Origin of the sequence: Marinobacter sp. UBA3607 (assembly GCF_002375525.1) — a bacterium.
Lineage (GTDB): Bacteria > Pseudomonadota > Gammaproteobacteria > Pseudomonadales > Oleiphilaceae > Marinobacter > Marinobacter vinifirmus.
In genome coordinates this window covers 85,374-108,325 of sequence record NZ_DFLY01000008.1, presented here as the reverse complement: position 1 = coordinate 108,325, position 22,952 = coordinate 85,374, and the positions used below count along the sequence as shown (strand labels likewise).

The window sequence follows — 22,952 nt, the reverse complement described above, 5'->3', positions numbered from 1 at the left end:
CGCATTTTTCCGATCCGATTTTTCTTTGATGAACTGAGAGGTTTTCGATGGAACTCACCGCCCTGACCGCTATTTCCCCGGTCGATGGCCGCTACGGCAGTAAAGTCAGCGTATTTCGCAGCATCTTCAGTGAATACGGCCTGATCCGTAACCGGGTAACCGTCGAAATCCGCTGGCTGCAACAATTGGCCGCACACCCGGCCATTACCGAAGTGCCGGCGTTCTCTGCCGAAGCCAATGCCTTCCTGGACAAGCTGGTCAGCGAATTCAGCCTGGCCGATGCCGAGCGCATCAAGGAAATCGAACGCACCACCAACCACGATGTGAAAGCGGTCGAATACCTGATCAAAGAAAAGATCGCCGATGTGCCCGAGCTGCACGCAGTGACCGAATTCGTGCACTTCGCCTGCACCTCCGAAGACATCAACAACCTGTCCCACGCCCTGATGCTGCGCGAAGGACTGGACCATGGCCTGCTGCCAGGCATGGAAAAGGTGGTCGACAAGCTGGCTGAACTGGCCAAGGAACACGCCGAACAGCCGATGCTGTCCCGCACCCATGGCCAGACCGCCTCTCCCACGACCGTGGGCAAGGAACTGGCCAACGTGGTTTACCGCCTGCGCCGTCAGTTGCTGCAGATTCGTGAAGTGGAAATCATGGGCAAGATCAACGGTGCCGTGGGCAACTACAACGCCCACCTGTCTGCCTATCCGGCTGTAGACTGGGCCGCCAACGCCGAAGAATTCGTGGAGAGCCTCGGCCTGGACTGGAACCCGTACACCACCCAGATCGAGCCCCACGACTACATTGCCGAGCTGTACGATGCCGTTGCCCGCTTCAACACCATCCTGATCGACCTCGACCGGGACATCTGGGGCTACATCTCACTGGGTTACTTCAAGCAGAAGACAGTGGCCGGCGAAATTGGCTCCTCTACCATGCCCCACAAGGTGAACCCCATCGACTTCGAAAACTCCGAAGGCAACCTGGGCATCGCCAACGCCATCTTCGGCCACCTGTCTGCCAAGCTGCCGATTTCCCGCTGGCAGCGTGACCTGACCGACTCCACCGTACTGCGCAACCTGGGTGTTGGTTTCGCCCACAGCCTGATTGCCTACGAAGCCTCCCTGAAAGGCCTGGGCAAGCTGGAAATCAACCCGGCGCGCCTGAACGAAGACCTGAACAACGCCTGGGAAGTACTGGCCGAGCCGATCCAGACCGTGATGCGCCGCTACAACATCGAAAAGCCCTACGAAAAACTCAAGGACTTGACCCGCGGCAAAACCATGAGCGCGGAAGTCATCAAGAATTTCGTGGAGACCCTGGAAATTCCGGAAGAAGCCAAGGCCGAACTGCGCACCCTGACTCCGGACACCTACATCGGTAATGCCGTCGAACAGGCCGGCAACATTTAAACGGGAGCAACACCATGGACATGCTTGGCGGATTGACAGCTTCTGAATTTCTGCGGGATTACTGGCAGAAAAAGCCCCTGGTGATCCGTCAGGCATTTCCCGGTTTCCAGTGCCCGGTCAGCCCGGACGAACTGGCCGGCCTGGCTTGTGAAGAAGCGGTGGAATCCCGCATCGTCATCGAGAACGATGCCGGCAAACCCTGGCAACTGCACAACGGCCCGTTCAACCCGGATCGCTTCAGCGACCTGCCGGAACAGGACTGGACCCTGCTGGTTCAGGGCCTGGACCACTGGGTACCGGAAATTGCCGACCTGCTCGACAATTTCCGTTTCGTCCCCAACTGGCGCCTGGATGACATCATGGCCAGCTACGCCCCGAAAGGTGGCAGCGTCGGCCCTCACTACGACATGTACGACGTCTTCCTGCTGCAGGCCCAGGGCCATCGCCGCTGGACCTTTGGCGGCCACTGCGACCACACATCGCCAAGGGTGGAAGGCACGCCCCTGCGCATCCTGAGCAGCTGGGGCGGCGAAGAAACCGTCACCCTGGCACCGGGCGATATGCTGTACCTGCCCCCGGGTATCGGCCACCACGGTGTGGCGGAAGACGACTGCATCACCCTGTCTGTCGGCTTTCGTGCGCCCACCATCGACGACATCCTGACCAGCTTTACCGATTTCCTGAGTCAGAAAGAAAAGGCCGCCGAACACCTGGACGACCCGGACCTGCAGGTTCAGGACAACCCGGGCACCATCGGTGCTGAGGTTATCGACCGGCTGGATACGGTAATCCGCGAACAGCTGGGCGACCGCCGCAACCTGGCCCTGTGGTTCGGCCAGTTCACCACCGCTCCCAAGAGCATGGACATCGTGGTGCCGGCAGAGGAGCCCGCTGAAGCAGAAGACCTGGCGGAAGCCATCCGCGCCGGCGAGCAGCTGCGCTGGAACGAAGGCTCCCGCTTTGCCTACCATGAACTGGCCGGTGAAACCGCCCTGTTTGTGGATGGTGAGCAATACCTGCTGAAAGGCGATGCCCAGCTACTGGCACCCGTGCTGTGTGCCGGAGCCCGCATAGATATGTCGGCCCTGGCCGAATTTGCCGGTGACGAGGCCCTGCTGGGCCTGCTGACCAACCTGTATAACCAGGGTTCATTGTACTTCGAGTAAGCCATGACTCCGAGATTTCGCAAATACAGCTGGCAACTGGCCCCTGCCTCCATCCGCGACATCCGCCAGCGGGTGTTTATCGATGAGCAGAAGGTGCCGCCGGAGCTTGAGTGGGACGACACTGACGAGATTGCCGATCATTACCTGGCAGTCGATCAGGCCAATACCCCCATGGCCACGGCCCGGCTGTTTTCCACCATGGAAGAAACCGGTTTTATCGGGCGAATGGCCGTGCTTCCGGAATACCGTGGCCAAGGTGTGGGCGAGGCGCTGCTGCGGCACCTGATTGCGGAATCTGCCGGGCGCTTCCAGGAACTTCGGCTATCAGCCCAGAACCACGCCACCGGCTTCTACGAGCGCTTCGGCTTCCACATCTGCTCCGAGCCCTACGATGACGCCGGCATCCCGCACCTGGATATGCGTTGCCTGGCGCCCTCGCTGGCCCACCAGGCACTTGCTGACCGCACCCAACCGCTGATTCTCGGGGCCGACACCGAGAGTTGGCTGTTCCACGACGAAGCCACCATGCTCGGCCTGATGGATTCGCTGGTGGGCCAGGCCGGCCAGCGCCTGTGGCTGTATGACAACCTGCTGGACCACGACCTGTATGACCGTTACCGGCTGCGGGAACTGATTTCTGCGGTAGCCCGCCGACACCGCCTGAGCGAAGTCCGCCTGCTGATCCACGACGACAAACCCCTGGTGAAACGCCGGCACCAGCTGGTTGAGCTGATGCGTCGCCTGAGCAGCCGCATGGAGCTAAGGCTTGTAAACGCCGACTACCCGATGGAAGACCAGCCGTTCATGCTGGTTGACCGTGAAGGGGTTCTTTACCGCCACCACTTCAACAAACCCGACGGCTTTGCAGGCTTCGCCGCATCAGGCCGGGTAAAACTGATGGAAGAATCCTTCCAGCGCATGTGGGACGCCGCCCGTCCCTCCATGGAACTGCGGGAACTACCGCTCTGAGTGTTGCCCGTAGATTGCCTGGGGCGATTCGAAACGGGCACCGAACGGCGCAAATTCCTCATCCACCTCCTCGGCCACTTCGATAATCAGCCGGCGCAACCACTGATGGTCACTGTTGTGCTGCAGCAAGGGGCTCCAGGCCATTTTCAGTTCGAACGGCGGGATTTCGAACGGCGGCACCTTTACCACCAGGTTCGGATTATCTTTCTGCAGCCAGGCCGCCCGTGACGGCAGCGTTGCAATCAGGTCGTGCTGCTCGGCCAGCAACATGGCCACCTGGTAATGGCGGGTAAACACGGAAATCTGGCGTTTACGCCCCATCCGCCCCAGAGCTTCGTCTACCCAGCCCAAACGCTGGACATCTTTCGGGTTTACCCCGACACCCACACCAAAACCGGTTTTGCTGACCCAGATATGGCTGGCTTCCAGGTAGGTGTCCAGGGTGAACGGCTGCCTGAGGATCGGATTGTGGGAATTCATCAGGCAGGCAAAGTATTCGGTCCAGAGGGTTTTCTGGTGAAACGACTGGGGAATCTTGTCGAAGCGGTTGATGGCCATGTCGAGCCGGCCCTGCTCCACGTCCAGGAAGCTGACATCACTGGGGGTCAGGACATCCAGGGTCACATGGGGCGCTTCCTGGCGAATCCGCCGCAATACCCTCGGCATCAGGCAGGATTCTGCGTAGTCACTGGCCATGATCCGGAACACGCGCTGGCTGTCGTGGGCCGCAAACGGCGTCTTTTCCTGCACCGCCTGTTCGATGTTCGACAAGATCCCCCGCACCAGGGGCTGCAGCTCCCGGGCCCGTTCAGTCGCGGTCATGCCTTCGCTGGTACGAACCAGCAAGGGATCACCGAACAAGTCCCGCAAGCGGCGCAGGCCGTTACTCATGGCCGGCTGGGTAATGCCCAGATGGTTGGCGGCCTTGGTTACATTGCGCTCCCGCAGCAACACATCCAGGTATACGAGCAGGTTGAGGTCTACGCGGGAAATATCCATGGGCGACTCCATCAGGGGTTCACGGCTTGACAACCGGACGACTATTCACCGCTTCAATATACAGGAATCACATGATTCATTAAATGAATGGGATGATGCGGTTACCCAGGTTAACGGACTGATCCGGAGAATTCTGCTACGCTCTGGCGCAAAACACCGCGCTTATCCAGGGATCAACCACCACCGTGTTCAAAAGTTTCAGGCAACGGCTCTCCTACCGCCTTACCCGGGACACCGTTCTGGTTGCCATGGCCGTAGGCCTGGTGCTGAACCTGATCCAGATTACCCTGGATTATTTTGACGCCCGCGATTCCATGGAACGGGAAGTCAAAGCCCTGATTGAAACCAGCCACAGCCCCGCGTCCCAGATTGCCTACAACATAGACATGCGGCTGGCAGATGAACTCCTCGATGGCCTGCTGCAGCACCCTGCAGCAATCGATGCCCGGCTGATCGACAACGAAGGCCAGACCATGTCGGCCTCCAGCGAAAGCAGCCCGGAATCCCGTTACCGCTGGGCCAGCGACCTGCTGTTCGGCGCGGACCGGGTGTTCCGGGAAGACCTTCGGGTACCCCAGCTGGCAGACCTGCCCCTTGGCCAGCTGGTGGTGACCATCGATACCTACCACTACGGCATAAGGTTCCTTGAGCGTGCCACCTACACCCTGGTTATCGGGCTACTGAAAAGCCTGGCGTTATCCGGGGTGTTGCTGGCCATTTTCTACTTTGTGCTCACCCGCCCCATGCTCAACGTAATCAACGCCCTGAGCCAGGTAAACGCCAGCTCCCCGGAAAAAGTTCGCCTGCCGGTTCCGGAAAACCACCGGGAAGACGAGATCGGCACCATGGTGGGCATTATCAATGAACACCTGGAAAACATGGACAACAGCGTTTCGCAACTGCGAACGGCTGAAGCTACCATGAAGAACTATTCCAGCCAGCTGGAACAGGAAGTTGCGGACCGGACCCGGGAAATTTCCGAGAAAAACGACGCCCTTCAGCGGGGTAACCGGGCCCTGGTCAAGGCAAAGGAGGATGCGGTACGGCGCGCCCGCACGAGGGCCAACTTCCTGGCCAGCATGAGCCATGAAATCCGAACGCCCCTGAACGGCGTGCTGGGGATGCTGGGGCTGGCGCTGGAAAGCGAAAAAGACCAGGGCCAGCGCAATCGCCTGGAAATTGCCCTGAATGCCGGGGAAAACCTGCTTGGCCTGCTCAACGACATCCTGGACATTTCCAAGGTGGAGGCCGGAAAGCTAAGCCTGGAGACCATACCGTTCAGCATGCGCGAGCTGATCGACGAATGCACCACGCTGCATCGCCAACAGGCCGAAGGCAAACAGATCCAGCTGATCAGCGAAACCGATCCGGACTTACCCGCCTGCTTTCTGGGTGATCCCACCCGCACCCGGCAGATCATCAATAACCTGCTGGGCAACGCCATCAAATTCACCGACACCGGCAGTGTGAAAGTACGCACCAGCTGGACCGGTGGCAGCCTGCGTATCGAAGTGATCGACACAGGCATTGGCATGTCCGAGCAGGGGCTGAAAAGCATTTTCTCGCCCTTCTCCCAGGCCGATACCGGCACAACACGGCTCTATGGCGGCACCGGCCTGGGGCTGACCCTTTGCCGGCAACTGGTTGAGCACATGCACGGGCGTATCCTGGTGGATTCCAGCAAAGGAGCCGGCACTCACTTCACGGTCATCTTACCGCTGGCCGTGGCAGAAGCGGACACCAGGCTACCGGCCCCGGAAGCCATCACGGAACAGGCAAGCGACCGGCCTTTATCGATCCTTCTGGTGGAAGACAACCGGGTAAACCAGCTGGTTGCCAGTGGCCTGCTGAAGAAACTCGGGCACCGGGTAGACCTGGCAGAGAACGGTGAACGGGCACTGGCGGCACTGGAAAGCCGCCGTTACGACATCATTCTGATGGATTGCCAGATGCCGGTGATGGACGGTTTCGAGGCTACCCGTGCTATCCGGCAGAACCCGGAATGGGCGGATCTTCCGGTTATAGCGGTAACCGCCAATGCCTTACAGGGAGACCGGGAACACTGCCTGGCGTCCGGCATGAACGACTATGTGACCAAGCCTTACCGGCGGGATGAGTTGCGGGCCATTATCAGCCGCTGGGCACCGCCGGCCGGGTAGTTGCCGGCAGAGCCCGGAGTGGCGCCGGAATCAGAGCAGCTTTTCGATATCCGCCCGGATTTCTTCCGGCTTGGCGGTAGGCGCATAGCGGCGAACAACGCGGCCGTTGCTGTCCACCAGGAACTTGGTGAAGTTCCACTTAACCTTTTCCGAGCCCATCAGCCCCTTGGCTTCTTTTTTCAGGAACCGGAACAGCGGATGGGTGCCTTCACCGTTCACCTCGATCTTGGCGAACATGGGAAAGCTGACACCGTAATTCAGGGAGCAGAACTGGCTGATGGCATTTTCATCACCCGGGTCCTGGCTCAGGAACTGGTTACAGGGGAAGCCCAATACTTCAAAGCCCTTGTCACCAAGCTCCTTGTGCAGGTTCTGCAGACCCTCGAACTGCGGCGTAAAACCACACTTGGAGGCGGTATTGACGATCAATAATACCTTGCCCTGATAGTCCGCCAGCGATACTTCATTACCCTTGATATCCTTGGCGCTGAAATCGTAGATGGTTGCGTCCGACATGGTTTGACTGCCTTGTATTGAATGGGCGGGTTCGCATTGTGCGCAATTTGGTTGTGTCCAACCATCCCTTTATACGGCATTTCGGGACAGAGTTGGCACTTCCGGTAGGCAACCTTCCCGCGATCAATCGGTAATTCGCCACAATTGGTCACAATTGCCCCTGTTACCCCGGTACATCCCTCCGCTAGAATAGTAAGCTTCCGTTATCCGGAAACTTTTCCCGTTTTTCGTTGAGGACGCATCACGCCATGCAGAACTATTTCAAATCCGCCAAACTTGACAACGTATGTTATGAAATTCGTGGCGTGGTTCTGCGTGAGGCGCGTCGGCTCGAGGAAGAAGGCCACCGGGTACTCAAGCTCAATATCGGCAACCCGGCCGCCTTCGAACTGGATGTGCCCGAAGAGATCCAGCAGGATGTGATCTACAACATGCACCAGGCCCAGGGCTATGTGGAGTCCAAGGGCCTGTTCTCTGCCCGCAAGGCGGTCATGCATTACAGCCAACAGCGCGGCATTCCCCGGGTAGACATCGATGACATCTACCTGGGTAACGGCGTCAGTGAACTGATCGTGATGTCCATGCAGGCCATGCTCAATACCGGCGACGAAGTACTGATACCGGCCCCCGACTATCCGCTGTGGACCGCAGCCGTCACCCTGTCCAGCGGCAAGCCGGTACACTACCGTTGCGACGAGCAGCAGAACTGGTTCCCGGATATCGACGATATCAAGAAGAAGATCACCCGTCGCACCAAAGCCATTGTTCTGATCAACCCGAACAACCCCACAGGCGCGGTGTATTCGGATGAGCTGCTGCACCAGGTGATCGAACTGGCCCGCAAGCACAACCTGATCATCCTGGCTGACGAAATCTACGACAAGATTCTGTACGACGGCACCGTGCATACGTCCATCGCCTCCCTGGCCGAAGACGTGCTGTTCTTTACCTACAACGGCCTGTCGAAAAACTACCGGGCTGCCGGCTACCGTTCCGGCTGGATGATCATCAGCGGCGCCAAGCACCGGGCACGGGACCTGATCGAAGGCATCGAGATGCTGTCGAACATGCGCTTGTGCGCCAACGTGCCGGCCCAGCTGGCCATCCAGACCGCCCTGGGCGGCTACCAGTCCATCAACGACCTGGTGGCACCCGGGGGACGGCTCTATGAGCAGCGCGAAACCACCTGGCGCATGCTCAACGACATTCCGGGTGTCAGCTGCGTGAAGCCCCAGGGCGCCCTGTACATGTTCCCGAAGCTGGACCCGAAGCACTTCCCCATCGCCAACGATGAAAAACTGGTGCTGGACTTGCTGCTGCAAGAAAAAATCCTGCTGGTACAGGGTTCCGCCTTCAACATCGACGACAAGCAACACCTCCGGGTGGTGTTCCTGCCCCGCCAGGACACCATGGCAGACGCCATGGGACGGCTGGCCAACTTCCTGGAACACTACCGCCAATAATCGGGATCTATCATGGCCGACATTCATGTCGAGGAATTCTACAAGGACGTAGCCATCGCCCTGGCGCAGTTGTACGCGGCCTTCCCCAGGCGCACCAACCTGTTTGTGGAAGACATTGCCGGCCCGGATGAGCCGGACGAATTCGGGCTGCACAGCAAACGCCACATGGCTTGCTTCGGCGCCCTGCTGTGGCTGCAGGAAGAAGGTTTGCTGCGATATGTCGACACCATCCGCCAGGAAGCCCTGGACCAGGCGGTGCTGACCCGGGAAGCCTTCGTTCGCCTCAGCGCACCAGCACCACAATCACTGGCCCGGAAGCTGAATACCCTGCCCGAGGAAGCGAACCTTCCGGCCTCAGTCCAGCAGGACCTGTCTACCTATATCCACCTGCTTCGGGCCGCCCTGAAAAACGGCAGTTCCACCCGTATCAGCCTGGCCGTCCAGGCCGCTTTCTTTACGGATTTCAGTGCCGAAGGGCTGCATTAAATCGCGGTAAGGATCTTGAAGCAGTGAACCCGGGCCACATATAACGGTCAGACAGCCAACACGATTCAGCGTACGTCACTACAGGAAAACTCTATGCGCATTCTGTTGTTTCTGGCCACTAACCTGGCCGTTATTCTGGTGGCAAGCTTTACCCTGCGCCTGCTCGGGGTCGACAGTTACCTGGCCGGGCAAGGCATTGATTACGGCTCCCTGCTGGCCTTTGCCGCCGTCTTCGGCTTTGCCGGTGCGATCATTTCCCTGCTGATTTCCAAGCCCATGGCCAAGTGGAGCACCAAGGCGCAGGTGATTGAGTCGCCCCGCACCCCTGCCGAGCGCTGGCTGGTGGATACCGTCGCGGAACTGGCGAAGAATGCCGGCATCGGCATGCCGGAAGTCGCGATTTTCCCGGCGTCCCAGTCCAACGCCTTTGCCACCGGCTGGAACAAGAACGATTCGCTGGTCGCCGTCAGCGAAGGCCTTCTGCACCGTTTCAACAAGGATGAAATCCGGGCCGTGCTGGGCCATGAGATCGGCCACGTGGCCAATGGCGACATGGTGACCCTGACCCTGATTCAGGGCGTGGTGAACACCTTCGTGATTTTCGCATCCCGGGTGATCGGCTCGTTTGTCGACCGGGTGATTTTCAAGAACGAAAACGGCCACGGGCTTGGTTTCTTTGTGGTCAGCATTGTTGCGGAAATCGTCCTCGGTATCCTGGCCAGCACCATTGTGTTCTGGTTCTCCCGTCGCCGGGAATTCCGGGCTGATATCGCCGGCGCCCAGCTCGCTGGCCGCGGCGCCATGATCAATGCCCTGGCCCGCCTGAAACAGGAAAGCGAGGTGCCGGACCAGATGCCGGATACCCTGCAGGCCTTCGGTATCAACCGCGGAGCCCGCTCCGGCCTGGCGGCCATGTTCATGACCCACCCGCCGCTGGAAGACCGGATTGCCGCGCTGCAGAACGCCAAGCTGTAAGCGGATCAGCCAGGCCATAACGAAGAAGGGGCGCACTATGCGCCCCTTCTGCTTTTCGCCAACCAGGCAAGCATCCTGGTCAGATTTTCAGCTTGAAACCGATGGCCTTGAAACTGTCCTGCAGCGACTTGCTACTGCCCTTGAGCTGAACCTTCAGGCTGGAACATTCCCGCCGTACCGGGTAGTCCCGGCGCAGCTGGTCAAAAGCCATGCCCCGCTCTTCCGGGGTTCCTGTCATCGCCAATCGCAGGCGGGCGTCGTCCTGGCGGGGGTCATAACAAGCCCGGAGCGCAATGCGGATCGCCGCATCCTCGGCGGCATTGCTGGTAAACGAGACCTTGCTCATGGCCGGTTCCGGCAAAAACTGGCCGGCCTTCTTACGCACCGGCAACCCCAGAAACTGACTCAGAGCCTGGTAGATCATCTCGGTGCCCTGAACCTTGCCTTCCAGGCTATAACCGGCAATATGGGGCGTCGCCAGCCAGGTCAGCGCCACCAGTTCGGGATCGATACGGGGCTCGCCTTCCCAGACATCCAGCGCTGCCAGTGGTGCATCAGCCTGTTCGAGGCGATGTTTCAGGGCCTGGTTATCGATGACTTCGCCACGGCCAGAATTGATCAGCAGCTGGTCGGACCGAAGTGCCGCAAGCTCCGCTGAGGAAATCATATGGTGGGTAGCATGGGCACCGGTTCGGGTCAGCGGCGTGTGCAGGGTCACGACATCGCACTCCAGCGCTTCCGCCAGGCTCACAAAGGCTTCGCCTGACTCCGGCTCGGCGTCCTGCCTCGGCGGATCACACAACCGAACCTCGAAACCGAGCCGGTCAAGAACCCGGGCGAGGGTTCCGCCAACATTGCCAACGCCGACAATCCCGACACTCAGAGAGCTCCAGTCATCACGCCCCTGGCGCTCGGCAAACAGCGAAAGCACCGACAACACGTATTCCGCCACGCTGCTGGCATTACAGCCGGGGGCAGCCGCGAAGGCAATGCCCTGCTGTTCCAGCCAGTCCAGGTCCACGTGATCGGTGCCGATGGTGGTGGTACCGACAAACTTTACCCGGGTGCCTTCCAGTAACCCGGGCCCGACCGGGGTTACCGACCGCACCAGCAGGATGTCGGCATCTTCCACCTGGTCCCGGGTCAGGGTTCTTCCGGTAACCCGGCGAATCTCCCCGATATCCCCGAAAAAGGCATCGAGTAACGGAATATTCTCATCTGCAACGATCAACATAACCTGTCTCCGGGCTCCCGATCAGTTGCGGCGCGGGCGCGGGCCACCACGGCCACCGGAGCCACGGTTGCCCTGAGGCCGGCGACCTCCGCGCTTGCGGGTGATCGGCGGATTTTCCATGGTCGCCATCAGGTCCTCGTCCGGCACCGCGGTCTTCAGCTTCTGGCTGATGTATTTCTCGATCTCCGGCAGCGCGAACGCATCTTCTTCGCCGGCAAAGCTCACCGAAACACCGGTACTGCCTGCCCGGCCGGTACGGCCGATCCGGTGCACGTAGTCCTCGGCGTTCTCCGGCAGGTTGTAGTTGAACACGTGGGTGACACCGTTTACGTGAATACCCCGGCCCGCCACGTCGGTTGCCACCAGCACCTGGATCTGCCCTTTCTTGAACTGGTCCAGGGTTTTCAGGCGCTTGTTCTGGGCAATTTCTCCGGACATCAGGGACACTTTCACGCCCTGGTTACGGAGGTCTTCTTCCAGGTCACGGCACTGGTCACGACGGTTGGCGAAGACAATAGCCTTGTCCACTTCCGGCCGCTTCAGGTAATTCACCAGTACTGGCAGTTTGTCGTCGTCAGACACCAGGTAGACCGTTTGCTCAACCCGCTCGGCAGTTTTCTGTTCCGGCTCGATTTCCACAAACTCGGCGTTACGGGTCCACATGGAAGCCAGGTTCAGTACGTCCTGGTTGAAGGTGGCGCTGAACAGCAGGGTCTGGCGCTCATCCTTGGGCGTGCATTTGCGGATAATGCGCTTTACGTCCGGGATAAAGCCCATGTCGAGCATCCGGTCTGCTTCGTCCAGGATCAGGATGTCGAGCTGGTCCAGGAACACATCCTGGGAGCCCAGAAAGTCGATCAGCCGGCCCGGGGTAGCCACCAGGATGTCCACGATTTCGTTCTGCAGCTGTTCCCGCTGCTTGTCGTAGTTCATGCCGCCTACCACGGTCACCACGTTATGGCCGGTGTACTGGCACAGCTGCTCGGCGTCCTTGGCAATCTGCATGGCCAGTTCACGGGTCGGCGCCAGGGCCAGGACCCTCGGTTCCGAGGCAAAGCGGTCTTTCTCGTCGATCGGGGTTTCCAGCAGGGTCTGGATGGCGGTAATCAGGAAGGCCGCGGTTTTGCCGGTGCCGGTCTGGGCCTGGCCGATCAGGTCTTCACAGGCCAGGGTCCAGGGCAGGGTTTCCGCCTGGATAGGCGTGCAGTATTCAAAGCCGATTTTGGTAATGGCATCCAGCAGGCGTTGATCCAGGTTGAGGTCACCGAAGCGTAGGTCGCCCGTATGTTTGATTTCAGATGTCATAGAGTGTCTGCTGTCCTTGATTTAAGGTATTCATTCCCCGCCGGCGCTATGCGAACCTTGTCGTAGTTCCAGTCGTGGCCGATGCGGGTTGAAGTGTTGTAGAACTGCTTGAGTGTGTCAAAAAACTGCTGGGCCCGTTCCGGCAGGCCATGCTCGAGGTAATCCGCAGCCTGTTTACAAACGTTACGCCGGAAGGCCTGTTCGTCGGCCGCGCCGTCGCCTGCCAGGTTGTCCACACTGATATGGAACCGCGAACCGGCCGCCAGCGAAAACAGCCACTCGATGGCCTGGGGCCGGATTTCAACGTTCTCGAAGGCTTGCTGCTGTTCCAGGGTACGCCCGTCCGGACAATACCAGTAACCATAGTCGTGCAGTGTGCGGCGGTGCTCACCGGCAATACACCAGTGGGCAATTTCGTGCAGGGCGCTGGCAAAATATCCGTGGGCAAAAACCACCCGGGCAAACCCCTCGGGCTCACTGGCAGGAATGTATTCCGGTTCGTCGCTGCCCCTGACCAGTAGCGTCCGGCAGCTTTCCCGGAACAGGTCATTGAACAGCATGATAAGATCGTCTGGATTGTGGTTCATCGGTTGGCTATTGTGCGACTTTACTCCGGCCAATACCAGAGGGAACTTTAGCGGGGCCCCCGTGTCCACCCCCCGGCAGAACGACTTCATGCATTTACGACACAGGATTATCACGAATTCATGACAACGCTCTCTGATCCCGGTATCCGCCGCCACGCCCTTTTGCTGCCTGCACTGCTTTTGCTCGCCATGCTGGGCCTGTTGGCGTCCTCGCCCGCGCAAGCTTTCGGCAACTCCGGAAACTCCCTGTTCGGCGGCGGAAACGGCGACTTCCTGCCCGTGGATGAAGCCCTCCCGTTTAACTTCTCCACCGATCAGGGCGCTGTTGTGCTGTCCTGGGATATCACCCCCGGGCACTACCTGTACAAGTCCCGCATCCGGATTAACCCCGTCACTGACGGCGTCACCCTCGGAGAACCCGCTTTTTCCCTGCCGGGCACCCTGACCGAAGACGACTTCTTTGGTGAAATGGAAGTGTTCTTTGATCCTGTAGACGCCCGGGTGCCGGTAAACCTGCCGGATGGTGTCCGCGAAGCAGAACTCCAGGTGACCTACCAGGGCTGTGCGGAAGCCGGTCTTTGCTACCCGCCACAGACCCGGGATGTGCTGTATTATCCAGGCGGAAACGGTGGTGAATCCGCCGCTGCCGCAACCAGCAACAGCAGTGGCAGCGCTTCCGGCACCAATTCCGGCCCGGGCTCTGTTCCGGGGGCAGACACTTCCAGCGCCAGCGGCCTGGCCAGCTTCCTTTCCAGCCAGACCATCTGGATGATTGCCGGCCTGTTTTTCCTGCTGGGGCTGGGCCTGACCTTTACCCCCTGCGTGCTGCCCATGGTGCCGATCATTTCCAGCATGGTTTCGGGCCATAACACCCGCTCCACCGGCCAGGCGCTAATGCTGTCCGGCAGTTATGTGCTGGGCATGGCCATTACCTATGCCGCCGCCGGGGTGATCACCGGTTTGCTGGGAGCCAGCTTCAACCTGCAGGCGCACCTGCAATCGCCCTGGGTGCTCGGGGTCTTTGCGGCGATGTTTGTTGTCTTTGCCCTGTCGATGTTCGACATGTTTGAAATCCAGCTGCCGCGCTTTATCCGGGAGCCCCTGAACGATGCCAGCCAGAAGATGACCGGCGGCCGGGTACTGAGCCTGTTCGGTATCGGCGCGCTGTCTGCCCTGATTGTCTCACCCTGCGTGTCGGCTCCCCTTGCCGGCAGCCTGCTCTATATTTCCACCACCCAGGATCCGGTCATCGGCGGCGTTGCCCTGCTGTCCCTCGGCCTGGGTATGGGCGTGCCACTGATCCTGGTAGCCGTGGGCGGGCGCAAGCTGCTGCCTACCTCGGGCCACTGGATGACTACCGTCAAACACTTCTATGGTGTGATGCTGCTGGCCGTGGCCATCTGGCTGGTCGAGCGGCTGATTCCGGCCTGGGCCGGGCTGACGCTCTGGGGTCTGCTGATTGCCATCACCGGCGTGCAACTGGGCGCCTTTGATGCCGCCAGGGCCGGTTGGGAGCGCACCCGCAAAGGCTTCGGCCTAGTGTTTTTTGCCTACGGCCTGGCCTTGCTGGCCGGCGCGGCTGGCGGGGCCAGTGATCCCCTGCGCCCGCTGGATCCCTTTGTAGCCACCGCCGGTACCGTGTCAGCGGCTGGCGCTGCCGAAGCCCACGCGCCTTTCGAGCGGGTAGAAGACCCGGAGCAGATTCGCGCCATGCTGGCCGATGCCCGCAGCGCCGGGCAGCCCGTAATGCTCGACTTCTACGCCGACTGGTGTATTTCCTGCAAAGTGATGGAACGCAACGTGTTCAGCAAGCCGGATGTGATTCAGGCATTACGGCCCTACACCCTGTTGCAGATTGATATGACAGACAACACCCGGGCCCAGCAGGCCCTTCTGGACGAACTGGGCCTGTTCGGCCCGCCGGCCATCCTGTTTTACCGCAACAATGGCGAGGAGCTGGGCCAGGCCCGGATTCTGGGAGAAATGGACAGGGAGCAGTTCATGGATCATCTGGACAAGGTCGCCCGGGAAATCTGAGCTGACTTGCGTTGACCTGGCCGGCGTCAGCCTTCGCTGCGCCGGATCAGGTATACGTATTCCCCATCCTGCTCGTGTTCACCTATCAGCTCATGGCCAAGGAACTGGCAGAAACGCGGAATATCGCGGGTCGTCGACGGGTCTGTGGCCAGTACCCGCAGCACTTGCCCGGGCTCCACATCGTTAATGCGGTTGTGCAGCATCATCACCGGTTCCGGGCAAAACAGCCCCCGGGCATCAAGTTCCGCGTCAAAATCTGAACCTGCCAACATTGCCTCCAGAAGTTCTCGTGATTTTTCAGAATTCAGTGCTAAATTATTGTTTATAGCATCGAAAATAAAGGAGATTTTAATGATCCGGGTTCTGATTGAACGCCATATTGCCGAAACACTCGAAACTGCCTATGAAGAGCGGTCCCGACTGGTGCTGCAACAGGCGGTGGGCGCGCCGGGGTTTATTTCCGGCGAAACCCTGGTCGACAGCCACGACCCCAACCATCGCATCACCCTGGCCAACTGGCGCTCCGAAGCCGACTGGCAACGCTGGTTCCACTCGGAAACCCGCAAGAACCTGATGGCCGAACTGATACCGATGATGGACCAGGATGAGGCCATCACCGTGCTCGAGCAAAGCCCCATGCCTTGAGAGGCTAGTCGAGCCGCTCGATAAAACAGGTGATCTCTTCACGGTCATGGTACAGGTGGCGGGCCTTCAGCTGACAATGCAGGCCCGCATCCTCCAGGCCCTGAACCAGGATTTCCCGGCACACCAGCCATTCCTCGTATCGCTTTTTCATCGGCAGCTTGAGATTGAATACCGTGTAACGGCACAGCTTCTCACCCATCCAGTCCACCGCCATCCGCGCCGTCCGGCGGGGTTTATCAACAATATCGCACACCATCCAGTCCACGGCCCGCTTCGGCCGCCAGGCGTAGCCATCGGCCTCCACATGTTCCACATGGCCACTGGCCATCAGCTCCGGGTTCATCGGGCCATTATCCACGGCCGTCACCATCATGCCTTGCCGAACCAGTTGCCAGGTCCACCCGCCGGGCGCCGCACCCAGGTCAACCGCCTTCTTGCCACCGCCGAGATACTCTAACCAACGCTCTTGCGGCAAGAATACCTTCCAGGCTTCTTCAAGCTTCAGCGCCGAGCGGCTGGGGGCCGACGCCGGCAGCCGCAACCGGGGTATCCCGCCAACAAAGGGTGCCCGGTTGCCGGTCAGGCTGTAGCCCACCACGGCGGTGGTAAAGCCGGCCAGCAGGATTTCCAGCCGCGCCGGTGCCGGAGCCTCGGGGTCGTCTTTCAGCAGGCCGGCCCCGCGCAGCCCCTTCGACAGGGGGGCAACCCATTTGCGGGCGAAGTTGCCCAGGTCGCGGTCGTCGTTGGTTTCCGGCAACCTTACTTCAAGCCGGGCACAGCGGTTGCCCTGCCAACCCTGATCGTTCATAAACGCCAGGATTGCCCCTACCCGGTCCTGGACCGGCAGCTCACAATCGCCCAGAACCGCAAACCAGTCCCGGGTGAAGACCAAGTCCTCCAGGGCCACACGGCGCATCAGCTCTTCGGCCGGCTCGTTTCCACCAATGGTGAAGCGGAGTAACCCGGTGTTTTTGCCGGGCTGAAAGAACCCGAAGATACCGGCCGCTGCGGCCTGGTCGGTCAACTCCTGACCGGCTTCGGTCTCGAAACCTGGCCGGCATATCAGCATGATCTGTTGCATATAATGTGTTTCCCGGGGCCGTCAGGAAAATGGCACCTGGCCGGCCAAGAAAGTTGAACCTGCTTAACGGTCGTTCTGGTCTGTTCTGGCTACACTTCCCGCTTTGCTGTTACGGAATGTTGTCTATGCTCAAGGAACCACCCCTGCAAACAGGTGACCGCTTCCCCTTCGCCCGCCGGGGCGTAGATTACCGTTATTACCTGCTGCCCGTCACACTGGAAACTGCTGGATATCGAGCACCAGGCGCGGACCGAGCCGAGGAACTCTGTGCCGAAGCCCGTCGCACCGGGCATTCACAAGGCGGGGACAAAATCCGCCACAAACTGACGGGTATGGCGCGCGGCCTGCTGAATCAGGCTGGCCTGGGTTTCCAGATGCCGGACCGGCGGCTGGAAATCATGGTTGCCGCCATCCAGCCACACCAATTTCGAAATGCCGGAAATATCGCCCTGGGCTGCCAACTCATCCGGCTTACCGAACGGGTCCCGGGTACCCTGCACCACCATCAGAGGGCAAGTCACCCCAGCCAGGTGATCGATGCGCCAGCGGTCCAGCTTGCCCGGAGGGTGGAACGGATAGCCAAAACACACCACACCACTGACTCCCGCTCCGGCTTCGCCGGCCAGCACTGAGGCCATGCGCCCGCCCATGGACTTGCCGCCGATCAGCAACCTGGCCCCGGAGCCGATTTCCTGCCGGACGGCCGCGATCACTCCGGAAAAACATTCGAGCAATTTCGGCTGACGGTCTGGCGGTCGCTTCCTGCCGTCTTCCCGCCGCTTCTGCATGTAGGGAAATTCGAAGCGAACACAGGCAATGCCCTGATCATCCAGAGCTTCGGCCAGGGCCTCCATGAACGGAGAGTCCATCGGCGCACCGGCCCCATGGGCCAGAATCATGATCATTTCGGCCTGTTCACCATAGCCTTTGGTCTTAATCAGCTCCACATCGTTCACCTGTTAACTCTGAGGGGGTATCATTTAACCCCGTGCAAGGGGGTACCCGTTGACCTGGCACTACCGCCGGGCCAGGAATGATTTTCATTGCAACTTACTGGTAAAACGCCGGAATCCGGCGAATTTGACGGATATCAGGAGTTGACCTGAATCATTGCAAACACCTAACGGTTTCTCCATACTTGCGCCCGCATAATTCCCCATCCTGAACCCATTGGTAAGGCTATGAGCACAGTAAATGCGAACCTGACATACAACTACAAGGTGGTGAGACAATTCGCCATCATGACAGTGGTATGGGGTATTGTAGGCATGGCTCTGGGTGTGCTGATTGCAGCGCAGCTGGTTTGGCCATCCCTCAACCTCGACCTGCCCTTTACCCACTTCGGCCGACTGCGGCCGCTGCATACCAACGCCGTTATCTTCGGCTTTGGTGGTAGTGCCCTGTTTGCTACCTCCTATTACGTAGTTCAGCGGACCTGTCAGGCCCGCCTGTTCTCCGATGGCCTGGCGGCATTCACCTTCTGGGGCTGGCAGGCCATTATCGTGGCTGCAGCCATCACCCTTCCGATGGGCCTGACAACGTCCAAGGAATACGCCGAGCTGGAATGGCCGATTGACATCGCGATTGCGGTTGTCTGGGTCAGCTACGCCCTGGTGTTCTTCGGAACCGTGATGAAGCGTAGCACTCCGCACATCTACGTTGCCAACTGGTTCTACGGCGCGTTCATCATTACCGTTGCTGTACTGCATATTGGTAACAACATGGCGCTGCCGGCCACCGCCTTCAAGTCGTACTCCGCCTATGCGGGTGTTACCGATGCGATGATGCAGTGGTGGTACGGTCACAACGCGGTGGGCTTCTTCCTGACTGCTGGCTTCCTGGGCATGATGTACTACTTCGTTCCCAAGCAGGCCAACCGTCCGGTTTACTCCTATCGCCTGTCTATCGTGCACTTCTGGGCACTGATCGCCACCTACGTATGGGCCGGTGGTCACCACCTGCATTACTCCGCTCTGCCTGACTGGGCACAGACCGCAGGCATGGTCATGTCCCTGATTCTGCTGGCGCCGTCCTGGGGCGGTATGATCAACGGCATGATGACCCTGTCCGGTGCCTGGCACAAACTACGCACTGACCCGATCCTGCGCTTCCTGGTGGTATCCCTGTCCTTCTACGGTATGTCTACCTTCGAAGGCCCGATGATGTCCATCAAGACCGTAAACGCCCTGTCCCACAACACTGACTGGACCATCGGCCACGTGCACTCAGGTGCCCTGGGCTGGGTTGCCATGATCAGTATCGGTGCGATCTACCACCTGGTTCCGAAACTGTGGGGCCTGAAGGAAATGCACAGCGTATCCCTGATCAACGTGCACTTCTGGCTGGCTACCGTTGGTACCGTACTGTACATCGCGGCCATGTGGGTTAACGGCATCATGCAAGGCCTGATGTGGCGTGCTGTGAACGAAGACGGCACCCTGACCTACAGCTTCGTGGAAGCGCTTGAAGCTTCCTACCCGGGCTACTTTGTACGCTTCATCGGTGGCGCGATCTTCCTGATCGGCATGCTGATCATGGCCTACAACGTGTACATGACCGTACGCCAGAAAGACGCCGTTGCAGAAGATAATGCTGCGGTTCAGGCGGCGTAAGGGGAGAGACCAGATGAGACACGAAATAGTCGAAAAGAACCTTGGTCTGATGATCGTGCTGATCGTACTGACCATCAGTGGCGGTTTCCTGGCGGAAGTGGTGCCCCTGTTCTTCCACAAAGAGGTTAACGAGCCAGTCGAAGGCCTGGAGCCTCTGTCTGCGCTGGAACTGGAAGGCCGGGACATCTACATCCGCGAAGGCTGCCACGTGTGCCACACCCAGCAGATCCGTCCGTTCCGTGCGGAAACCGAGCGGTATGGCCACTACTCCGTTGCGGGCGAGTTCGTTTACGACCGTCCGTTCCTGTGGGGCTCCAAGCGTACCGGTCCGGACCTGGCCCGTGTAGGCGGTCGTTACTCCGATGCCTGGCAGCGCCAGCACCTGTACGATCCGCGCAGCGTTGTTCCCGAGTCCAACATGCCGGCGTTCCCCTGGCTGTTCGAAAACCGTGTAGATCACCAGAGCATCGAAGCGCGTATGTCTACGCTGCAGACTCTGGGTGTTCCCTACACCGACGAACAGGTTGCCAAGGCTTCTGCCGACATCGAAGGCAAGTTTGAAATCGAAGCACTGGTTGCCTACCTGCAGCAGCTGGGCACTGTGATTTCAGAGAAACGGTGAGCCAATGGATATCAATGAGTTACGCGGAATTCACACCTTTCTGGTAATGGCCGTTTTTCTCGGCATCGTGTGGTGGGCCTACAGCGCCCACCGCAAGAAGGCCAATGAGGAAGCGGCTCACCTCCCCTTCGACGACGAAGAAGTGGACAAGCGTACTCTCGAACAGGATAAAACGGAGAAAAAACAATGAGTACCTTCTGGAGCATCTGGGTCACTGTGATCGTGCTCGGTACTGTGTTCGGCTGCTGGTGGCTGCTTTGGGCAACCCGCAAGGGCCAGACAACCGACACTGAAACTGACCGCACTATGGGCCATGCCTTTGACGGCATCGAGGAATACGACAATCCGCTGCCGAAGTGGTGGTTCTACCTCTTCATCGCGACCTGCGTATTCGCCCTGGGCTACCTGGCCCTGTACCCGGGCCTGGGTAACTACAAAGGCCTGCTGGGCTGGACTTCTACTAACCAGTGGGAAGCAGAAGTTGCCGAGGCTGACGAGAAATACGGCGAAATCTATGCCCAGTACGGTAACACCGCCATTCCGGAACTGGCCCAGGACGAAGACGCCATGAAAATCGGCCAGCGCCTGTTCGCCAACAACTGTTCCGTATGCCACGGCACTGCCGCTCGCGGCCAGGTGGGCTTCCCCAACCTGACTGACGACGACTGGCTGTGGGGCGGCGAGCCGGACCAGATCCTGCACAGCATCGCCAAGGGTCGTAACGGCAACATGACTCCGAAAGGAACCATGCCGAACATGACCAACGAGCAGGTTGACCAGGTGGTTAACTACGTTCTGAGCTTCAGCGGCCGTGAACTGGACGCCGAAGCAGCGAAGGCCGGTGAGCAGGTGTTCGCCCAGGCGTGCGTGGCCTGTCACGGTGCCGACGGTACCGGCATGGCAGCCATGGGTGCCCCGAACCTGACCGACAACGTGTGGCTGTATGGTTCCACCTACGAGTGGATCAAGGAGACCGTGGTTAACGGTCGCCAGAACCAGATGCCCGCACAGGAAGGTCGTCTGACCGGCGACCAGATTCAGATTCTGGCGGCTTACGTTTACAGCCTGTCAAACTGAGTCAGACCCGGCCAGGCTAGCCCTGGCCCGGTCTTTTCAACCCTGTATCTGCCCTCGCGGGTACAGGCTCGAGAAGATCAGCAGACCCGCCGAGGCCCGCTCCCAGCTTTACCCTATACCGGGAGGTACCCATGAGTAACGAGATTCCTGTCAAGCAGGTTGACCCATCCTCCGATCCCTCGAACAACAAAAACAAGAAAGCAGAGACCGTTGACCTCTACGCAAGTCGTGAAAAGATTTACGTGAAGGAGGTAAAAGGCTTTTTCCAGAGAATCCGGAACGTCAGCCTGACCGTGCTCATGGGCATGTATTTCCTGTTTGTCTGGCTCACACTGGACGGCCAGCCCCTGATCCACTTTGACCTGCCGGCTCGCGAGTTCCACCTTTACGGCATCACCTTCTTCCCGAAAGATTTCTTCCTGCTCTCGGGCATGCTGATTATCAGCGCCTTCGGCCTGTTCTTCATCACCACCCTGTTTGGCCGTGTCTGGTGTGGTTACACCTGCCCGCAAACCGTGTGGACCTTTATCTTCATGTGGATTGAAGAAAAGGTGGAAGGCAGCCGCAACAAGCGGATGAAACTCGACAAGGCCCCCAACTCCCGGGAAAAGGTCACCAAAAGAACCATCAAACACGCACTGTGGCTGTTTGTTGCCTTTGCCACCGGCGTCACCTTTGTTGGCTACTTCTACCCGATCCGCGAACTGATCGTGGACCTGTTCACCCTGCAGGCCAACGGCTGGGCCTATTTCTGGGTTGCCTTCTTCACCGTTGCCACCTACCTGAACGCCGGCTGGATGCGTGAGCAGGTCTGCCTGTACATGTGCCCGTATGCCCGGTTCCAGTCGGTAATGTTTGACCCCAACACCCGGGTCGTCTCCTACGACCCGAACCGGGGCGAGCCTCGCGGCAAGCGCAAGAAAGGCGTCGCGCCTGAAGAGGTAGGCCTTGGCGACTGTATCGATTGCGAGCAGTGTGTGCAGGTGTGCCCTACCGGCATCGATATCCGTGACGGCCTGCAATACGAGTGCATCGGCTGTGCGCTGTGTATTGATGCCTGCGACGAAGTCATGGACAAGATGAATTACCCGAGAGGGCTGATTCGCTACACCACCGAGAACGAACTGGAAGGCAAGACCTCCAAGCTGCTGCGTCCGCGTACCTTCGGTTACGGTGCGGTACTGCTGCTGATGATCGGTGCGATGATCTTTACCGTGGCTACCCGTGTACCGGCCAAGATGGACGTACTGCGGGACCGTGGCGCACTGTTCAGCTTCAACGGCGAAGGCCGGGTAGAGAACTCCTACACGGTGAAGATCCAGAACATGTCGGAAGTGCCCCAGACTTTCGAACTGAGCGTTGACGGCATGGAAGGTATCCGGATTCTGACCGAAACCACCTTTACCATCAGCAGTGGCGAGAATCGCTCCCTGCCGACGGTTGTGGACGTTCCGCCGGAGTCTATTGTTGAATCCAACAACACCATTCGCTTCTTTGCAGAATCAGAGACAGATCCGTCCCTGAACCTGGAAACTGAAAGCCGTTTTGTTGGTCCAAGGCCCCGTTAACGACCCGTGCGCGGGTCTAAAGCCATCATCCGAGAT

General features: G+C 59.3%; 22 protein-coding genes. 14 read left to right on the top strand and 8 right to left on the bottom strand.

Annotation, left to right across the window (positions count from 1 at the left end; all coding sequences use genetic code 11):
• The first annotated feature begins 47 nt into the window (after window positions 1-47).
• The 3 genes from purB to B2589_RS02170 are packed head-to-tail and all read left to right on the top strand — an operon-like array spanning window position 48 to window position 3,550.
• Window positions 48-1,415 (top strand): adenylosuccinate lyase, encoded by a 1,368-nt coding sequence (gene purB, locus B2589_RS02180; RefSeq protein WP_286815466.1) that lies wholly within the window; start codon window positions 48-50, stop codon window positions 1,413-1,415.
• Between the two features lie 14 nt (window positions 1,416-1,429).
• Window positions 1,430-2,581 (top strand): cupin domain-containing protein, encoded by a 1,152-nt coding sequence (locus B2589_RS02175; protein ID WP_286815465.1) that lies wholly within the window; start codon window positions 1,430-1,432, stop codon window positions 2,579-2,581.
• Between the two features lie 3 nt (window positions 2,582-2,584).
• Window positions 2,585-3,550 (top strand): GNAT family N-acetyltransferase, encoded by a 966-nt coding sequence (locus B2589_RS02170; protein ID WP_286815464.1) that lies wholly within the window; start codon window positions 2,585-2,587, stop codon window positions 3,548-3,550.
• Here the strand turns inward: B2589_RS02170 and B2589_RS02165 are convergent.
• On the bottom strand, window positions 3,539-4,549 hold the full coding sequence (locus tag B2589_RS02165; RefSeq protein ID WP_022987998.1) for a LysR family transcriptional regulator: 1,011 nt from the start codon (window positions 4,547-4,549) through the stop codon (window positions 3,539-3,541). The two genes, B2589_RS02170 and B2589_RS02165, sit on opposite strands and share 12 nt — an antisense overlap.
• Window positions 4,550-4,734: 185 nt before the next feature.
• On the opposite strand from B2589_RS02165, the gene B2589_RS02160 reads away from it, so the two are divergent.
• Window positions 4,735-6,708: an ATP-binding protein gene (locus tag B2589_RS02160; protein WP_286815463.1), complete on the top strand. Its 1,974-nt coding sequence runs from the start codon at window positions 4,735-4,737 to the stop codon at window positions 6,706-6,708.
• A 30-nt stretch (window positions 6,709-6,738) separates the two neighbouring features.
• On the opposite strand, the gene B2589_RS02155 is transcribed toward B2589_RS02160, so the two are convergent.
• The gene (locus tag B2589_RS02155; protein ID WP_199455978.1) at window positions 6,739-7,224 is read right to left on the bottom strand and encodes a glutathione peroxidase; all 486 of its coding nucleotides are present in this window, start codon (window positions 7,222-7,224) and stop codon (window positions 6,739-6,741) included.
• Window positions 7,225-7,472: 248 nt separating this feature from the next.
• Here B2589_RS02155 and B2589_RS02150 point away from each other — a divergent pair, with 248 nt between their 5' ends.
• The 3 genes from B2589_RS02150 to htpX all read left to right on the top strand — a co-directional run bounded on the left by B2589_RS02150 (window position 7,473) and on the right by htpX (window position 10,148).
• Window positions 7,473-8,687: a pyridoxal phosphate-dependent aminotransferase gene (locus B2589_RS02150; RefSeq protein ID WP_022988002.1), complete on the top strand. Its 1,215-nt coding sequence runs from the start codon at window positions 7,473-7,475 to the stop codon at window positions 8,685-8,687.
• A gap of 12 nt (window positions 8,688-8,699) precedes the next feature.
• Window positions 8,700-9,173, top strand: a complete 474-nt coding sequence (locus B2589_RS02145; protein WP_286815462.1) for a hypothetical protein — start codon at window positions 8,700-8,702, stop codon at window positions 9,171-9,173.
• A gap of 93 nt (window positions 9,174-9,266) precedes the next feature.
• Entirely contained in the window at window positions 9,267-10,148 is an 882-nt protein-coding gene (gene htpX, locus B2589_RS02140) for a protease HtpX (RefSeq protein ID WP_058340045.1), read from the top strand.
• Between the two features lie 79 nt (window positions 10,149-10,227).
• Here the strand turns inward: htpX and pdxB are convergent, their stop codons facing one another.
• The 3 genes from pdxB to B2589_RS02125 are packed head-to-tail and all read right to left on the bottom strand — an operon-like array spanning window position 10,228 to window position 13,247.
• Window positions 10,228-11,382, bottom strand: coding sequence for a 4-phosphoerythronate dehydrogenase PdxB (gene pdxB / locus B2589_RS02135; RefSeq protein ID WP_286815461.1), 1,155 nt, complete (start codon window positions 11,380-11,382; stop codon window positions 10,228-10,230).
• Window positions 11,383-11,403: 21 nt separating this feature from the next.
• Entirely contained in the window at window positions 11,404-12,687 is a 1,284-nt protein-coding gene (locus tag B2589_RS02130) for a DEAD/DEAH box helicase (protein ID WP_058340047.1), read from the bottom strand.
• Complete coding sequence (locus B2589_RS02125) at window positions 12,684-13,247, bottom strand: elongation factor P hydroxylase (protein WP_414673917.1); 564 nt, start codon at window positions 13,245-13,247, stop codon at window positions 12,684-12,686. Before B2589_RS02125 ends, B2589_RS02130 begins: the two co-directional genes overlap by 4 nt.
• Window positions 13,248-13,394: 147 nt before the next feature.
• Between B2589_RS02125 and dsbD the strand changes: the two genes are divergently transcribed.
• Window positions 13,395-15,311, top strand: a complete 1,917-nt coding sequence (gene dsbD, locus B2589_RS02120) for a protein-disulfide reductase DsbD (protein WP_286815460.1) — start codon at window positions 13,395-13,397, stop codon at window positions 15,309-15,311.
• A gap of 26 nt (window positions 15,312-15,337) precedes the next feature.
• Here the strand turns inward: dsbD and tusA are convergent, their stop codons facing one another.
• Window positions 15,338-15,583: a sulfurtransferase TusA gene (gene tusA, locus B2589_RS02115; protein WP_022988009.1), complete on the bottom strand. Its 246-nt coding sequence runs from the start codon at window positions 15,581-15,583 to the stop codon at window positions 15,338-15,340.
• A 79-nt stretch (window positions 15,584-15,662) separates the two neighbouring features.
• Between tusA and B2589_RS02110 the strand changes: the two genes are divergently transcribed.
• Entirely contained in the window at window positions 15,663-15,956 is a 294-nt protein-coding gene (locus B2589_RS02110; protein WP_058340050.1) for an antibiotic biosynthesis monooxygenase family protein, read from the top strand.
• Between the two features lie 4 nt (window positions 15,957-15,960).
• Here B2589_RS02110 and rlmM read toward each other — a convergent pair whose 3' ends face one another.
• On the bottom strand, window positions 15,961-17,037 hold the full coding sequence (rlmM, locus tag B2589_RS02105) for a 23S rRNA (cytidine(2498)-2'-O)-methyltransferase RlmM (protein WP_286815459.1): 1,077 nt from the start codon (window positions 17,035-17,037) through the stop codon (window positions 15,961-15,963).
• Window positions 17,038-17,330: 293 nt separating this feature from the next.
• Window positions 17,331-17,984 (bottom strand): alpha/beta family hydrolase, encoded by a 654-nt coding sequence (locus B2589_RS02100; protein ID WP_286815458.1) that lies wholly within the window; start codon window positions 17,982-17,984, stop codon window positions 17,331-17,333.
• A 234-nt stretch (window positions 17,985-18,218) separates the two neighbouring features.
• Here B2589_RS02100 and ccoN point away from each other — a divergent pair, with 234 nt between their 5' ends.
• From ccoN to ccoG, 5 genes are all read left to right on the top strand, one after another.
• Window positions 18,219-19,649 (top strand): cytochrome-c oxidase, cbb3-type subunit I, encoded by a 1,431-nt coding sequence (gene ccoN / locus B2589_RS02095; protein ID WP_286815457.1) that lies wholly within the window; start codon window positions 18,219-18,221, stop codon window positions 19,647-19,649.
• Between the two features lie 13 nt (window positions 19,650-19,662).
• A complete protein-coding gene (gene ccoO / locus B2589_RS02090; RefSeq protein WP_199455967.1) occupies window positions 19,663-20,271 on the top strand; it encodes a cytochrome-c oxidase, cbb3-type subunit II in 609 nt (202 codons plus the stop codon).
• A gap of 4 nt (window positions 20,272-20,275) precedes the next feature.
• Entirely contained in the window at window positions 20,276-20,461 is a 186-nt protein-coding gene (locus B2589_RS02085) for a CcoQ/FixQ family Cbb3-type cytochrome c oxidase assembly chaperone (RefSeq protein WP_022988016.1), read from the top strand.
• The gene (ccoP, locus tag B2589_RS02080) at window positions 20,458-21,348 is read left to right on the top strand and encodes a cytochrome-c oxidase, cbb3-type subunit III (protein WP_199455966.1); all 891 of its coding nucleotides are present in this window, start codon (window positions 20,458-20,460) and stop codon (window positions 21,346-21,348) included. The genes B2589_RS02085 and ccoP overlap by 4 nt, the downstream gene beginning before the upstream one ends.
• A 131-nt stretch (window positions 21,349-21,479) precedes the next feature.
• Complete coding sequence (ccoG, locus tag B2589_RS02075) at window positions 21,480-22,916, top strand: cytochrome c oxidase accessory protein CcoG (RefSeq protein ID WP_199455965.1); 1,437 nt, start codon at window positions 21,480-21,482, stop codon at window positions 22,914-22,916.
• The last annotated feature ends 36 nt before the right edge of the window (window positions 22,917-22,952 follow it).